The organism is Nostoc sp. CCY 9925, assembly GCF_963920935.1.
Taxonomy (GTDB): domain Bacteria; phylum Cyanobacteriota; class Cyanobacteriia; order Cyanobacteriales; family Nostocaceae; genus Nostoc.
This window is the reverse complement of record NZ_CAWUDO010000222.1, coordinates 1-4,160: the sequence shown is the minus strand read 5'-3', so window position 1 is coordinate 4,160 and position 4,160 is coordinate 1. Positions and strand designations below refer to the sequence as shown.

General features: G+C 44.7%; 5 protein-coding genes and 1 pseudogene. 4 read left to right on the top strand and 2 right to left on the bottom strand.

Going from position 1 to position 4,160, the window contains the following annotated elements:
- Positions 1-335, top strand: a 335-nt coding sequence (locus ACM0OY_RS39620; RefSeq protein WP_414574175.1) for a WD40 repeat domain-containing protein, incomplete at its 5' end; no start/stop codon positions are given.
- Between the two features lie 253 nt (positions 336-588).
- Here ACM0OY_RS39620 and rpsU read toward each other — a convergent pair.
- Both rpsU and ACM0OY_RS39610 read right to left on the bottom strand, forming a co-directional pair.
- Positions 589-781 (bottom strand): annotated as a pseudogene (rpsU, locus tag ACM0OY_RS39615) (30S ribosomal protein S21).
- Between the two features lie 66 nt (positions 782-847).
- Positions 848-1,156 carry an RNA recognition motif domain-containing protein gene (locus ACM0OY_RS39610; RefSeq protein WP_414574174.1) on the bottom strand — a complete coding sequence of 103 codons (309 nt, stop codon included), beginning with the start codon at positions 1,154-1,156 and terminating at the stop codon, positions 848-850.
- Positions 1,157-1,671: 515 nt separating this feature from the next.
- Here ACM0OY_RS39610 and ACM0OY_RS39605 point away from each other — a divergent pair.
- From ACM0OY_RS39605 to ACM0OY_RS39595, 3 genes are all read left to right on the top strand, one after another.
- Positions 1,672-2,940: a DEAD/DEAH box helicase gene (locus tag ACM0OY_RS39605; RefSeq protein ID WP_414574176.1), complete on the top strand. Its 1,269-nt coding sequence runs from the start codon at positions 1,672-1,674 to the stop codon at positions 2,938-2,940.
- A gap of 481 nt (positions 2,941-3,421) precedes the next feature.
- Positions 3,422-3,739 carry a transposase gene (locus tag ACM0OY_RS39600; RefSeq protein ID WP_414574173.1) on the top strand — a complete coding sequence of 106 codons (318 nt, stop codon included), beginning with the start codon at positions 3,422-3,424 and terminating at the stop codon, positions 3,737-3,739.
- A 38-nt stretch (positions 3,740-3,777) separates the two neighbouring features.
- Positions 3,778-3,975, top strand: a complete 198-nt coding sequence (locus tag ACM0OY_RS39595) for a hypothetical protein (protein WP_414574172.1) — start codon at positions 3,778-3,780, stop codon at positions 3,973-3,975.
- Positions 3,976-4,160: the final 185 nt, after the last annotated feature.

Genomic DNA, 4,160 nt, shown 5'->3' with positions numbered 1-4,160 from the left:
TTAGTCCTGATGGCAAGTGGATTATCAGTGCCAGCAATGATTCTACAGTCCGCTTATGGGATATTGACGGCAACCCCATCGGTCAACCTTGGCGCGGGCATAAGTATTGGGTAAATTCCGCAGCTTTTAACCCTGATGGGAAACTGATTGCCAGTGGTAGTTTTGATGGAACAGTGCGCTTGTGGTGCTGTGGGTGGGAAGAGTGGTTGCAAGTTTGCTGCAACAGGTTACATTATCATCCCATCTTTCAAAATCCTGAAAATGGCAGTGATTTAGAAATTGCCCACCAAACTTGTCAAAAATATGTATGGAATCTTATGAGATCAATACCATAGATGGCTCACCACAAGCGTTTAGGTAGATAATGCTGTTTAACTTCCTTGCTCGGTCGAAGTGGGGGCGATCGCAATTTTGCAGGTACGACCTTGTAAGAAAGGTGAATGATCAAGTCAAGCAAAACCCTTATCTACATTGAATTTCAGCTAGCTCAGAAAATTCAATTCTTACTTTTTGATTACTTGTGCTTATTTCCATAAATAAAGCCCTCATAGTTTTTATGAGGGCATTCGTTTATATCTATGTCAGTTCTCAAGTACGGAAACGTCTTCTACCCTGCTTCTGCAAGGCAAGTTTTTTGCGCTTGGATTTTTCAATAGGCGTTTCAAAGTGACGATGCTTCCTCATATCTGGAAAAATTCCCGACGAGTGAAACTTCTCGCTTAAATCTGCGTAAGCCTGACTCAAGATGTTCATTTTCACCCACTACTATTTGGGTCTTTATCTCTCCTACTCAATTGAATTCATCAATGGCATAAAAATTTGCTCTCTCAAATTCCGGTTTCCAATCTTAGTAGCGTCCACGTCCACCACCGCCACCATATCCGCCCCGTCCGCCACCAGAAGAACCTCTGTCTTCTCTGGGTTTAGCTTTGTTAACTTTCAGGTCACGACCCATCCATTCAGCACCATCAAGACCTTCAATGGCAGCTGCTTCTTCTGCATCTGTTCCCATTTCCACGAAAGCGAAGCCCCGCAGACGACCTGTTTCTCGGTCTTTTGGTAATTGAACCCGGTTTACCGTACCATATTCAGCAAAAACACCCTTAAGATCATCTTCTGTAACTTCATAAGAGAGGTTGCCTACATAAATTGACATCGATTTTCTCCAAATTTATCAGCGTCTAGAGATTTAAATTTCGGAGAAAAGTCTGTAAATACCAAAAGGGAAAAGCCTGTCAATACTAACAACAAAAATATTCACCAAATTAATTCTCTTTTTCTAGGATGACACAGAAGCCAATTAGGCGCATCCAGCAAAAGGTTAATAGATGATTAATCAGTAATTTGATGAGGCGGCGATCGCTTCAGTTTAACTCAATACCAGAAACTCATCTGTTTAGATATACTTAAGAGCGATCGCTGATGCCCTGATGACTATTGCCCACCTACTTATATAGTTGTGAGCGGATGCAGAAGCATAAATTTGTAACTTTGAAGAGTTAGTAGGTTTTCAGAAGCATTACTATATATACTAAACTCTGTTAGAATGCAGAACTGCGGCATTCGCTTTCAGTCTTTGCGCCACCGCCCATCCTGCCCTTCAAACTTTTGTTCGTCTGCCTAAGACTGATGCCGCCAGTGGCGACAGGCCGATGTTATTTACGGAGTTCTATGTCTTTTTCTCATCTCGGCTTGTCCAATGAAATTATCCGCGCCGTCACCGAGCTTGGGTACACCAAACCCACGCCAATCCAGATGCAGGCGATTCCTGCCGTCTTGTCAGGGCGTGATTTGTTAGCTGGGGCGCAAACGGGGACTGGAAAAACTGCCAGCTTCACCCTCCCACTTCTGCAAAAGTTGTCGTCTGACAAGAGTGTTAAAAGTACATCTAATGAATGCTCGCCGATCCGGGCGCTGATTCTGACCCCGACTCGTGAACTAGCTGCACAGGTGGAGTTAAGTGTGCGTGAGTACGGCAAGTACTTGAATTTGAACACGATGGCGATGTTCGGCGGGGTCAGCATTAATCCGCAAAAACGGTGTTTGAAGGGTCGAGTGGATATTCTGGTCGCTACCCCAGGGCGACTGCTAGATCATGTACAACAGGGGACGGTAAAACTCTCACAGATTGAGTTTTTGGTGCTAGATGAAGCAGATCGGATGTTAGACATGGGTTTTATCCGTGATATCCGTCGCATTCTCTCGCTCCTACCCAAACAGAGACAAAACTTGCTATTTTTCGCTACCTTCTCGGACAAAATCAAGGCACTAGCTACCGGGCTGCTTGATCGCCCGGAGATGATCGAGGTGGCACGCCGCAACGTTACCGCTGACACTGTGACACAGAAAGTCTACAAAGTAGACCGTAACAGGAAGTGCCAATTACTTGTTGATCTGATTCGGCAAAATAATTGGTATCAAGTGCTAGTGTTCACTCGGACAAAGTATGGTGCAGACCGTCTGGTTAAGCAGTTGACCCAGGAGCGTATTCAAGCACTGGCTATCCACGGCAATAAGAGTCAGTCGGCGCGTACCCACGCTCTAGCAAAATTCAAGAACGACAGTTTACAGGTATTGGTAGCGACCGACATTGCAGCGCGAGGTCTCGACATCAGCGAGCTGCCCCATGTGGTGAATTACGATTTGCCCCATGTCCCAGAGGATTATGTTCATCGCATTGGTCGCACTGGTCGCGCTGGTGCGTCAGGTAAAGCTGTATCGTTAGTGTGTGGCGATGAATACCATTTGTTGGCAGATATCGAAAAACTGATTGAACAGCAATTGCCTTTTGAAGTAGTTAGTGGCTTTGGAGGCAATTCCCACACCAAGCCTGAACAAATTTCAGATGAACGCAAACATAGACCCAAACGTAGCAAACGTCCGGCTCGCTCTACTGCTAAACCGTTACCACAAACATCAGCTAAACAATCGGGTCGGTGAACCGTGACAGGTGGAAAAAAGTCCCATGCTCGTTCCGGAGCACATCACGCCATTAGGCTAAATCTTTACAGGGCTTCTCTGCGAGAGGTTTCTTTACGAGAAGCTACGCGTAGCTTGCTTCCCCCTAGGGGTATCCCAACCCCCACCTTAACCCTCTTCTGTCACTTTCCGAAAACATTTGCCATTTCTGAATCTTAGAGCTTTTGTATAGCAAGCGATAGCACGATTATTTTCTAATAACAAATACAAGGCCTATTTTTTTCTAATAGTATAGCTTGTATTGATTGTCTCATGAGGCTTCTAGCGATCGCCCTCCCGGAGAGTGACAGAAGAGGGTTAAGAGTGAGCTTTCTTGGATAGCTGGCACTGCGGGAGTCGTTAGTGCAGTTGCAGCTTTCGGAAGCGTTGCTGGTAAACCTCTTCAATCACTCTAGGCAGAGTAAAATAAAAGTAAAACCTTGAAAGGAGTGGTCGTAACTTCTTGGATTTGCTGTCTGCTGACATTGGTGATGATATCGCGGTTATCCAGTTTGACCAAGGATCTTTTCACAAAGCCAAAACTCTGGATTTTCCAGATAACATGATCCCGATTTTTCAACCCCCTCACTCTCCTGAACTCAACCCCATTGAGCTGTTTTGGGAATTTCTCAAATCTAAACTCCAATGGGAAAATTGTAAAACCGTCACACAACTACAGCACAAGTTAACTGATGTCCTCAAAGAAATTACACCTGAGATGATTGCCTCTCTTACTTCCTACGACTTTATCCTTGAAGCCTTATTTAGCGCAGCTTCATAAAGAATTGGTATTAACCGTTGTGATCAAGAGTAATTTAGATGCGTTTGCCCTGCCAACTTGGACACACTCGCTGTATCTCTCCAACAGACAGGTTTGCATTTGAGCCAATAGAGCCAGGAGCAACTCAGGCTAAGAACTCGGCGCTCAAACACAAAGAGCTAATAGGGACATTGCAAATTACATTTGTACACAACAAAACCGATTTGCTCCAAGAGATGCCTGCTGTTCTGGGATAAGAATTAGGGCGAACGCATTTAAATTTTGAATCTCCCTCAGTGTGGCGTGTCGGAGCTGTTTTCGGGCTTCAACTGAAAATTAACCAAGAAATCTAAAGGTTTTTTGTAAATCATTGCAAAGTCGGTTACGCCCTAAAACCCTTGCCATCTAAGGCTTGTAGCCATATCAGAAAAAATTGCAAAAG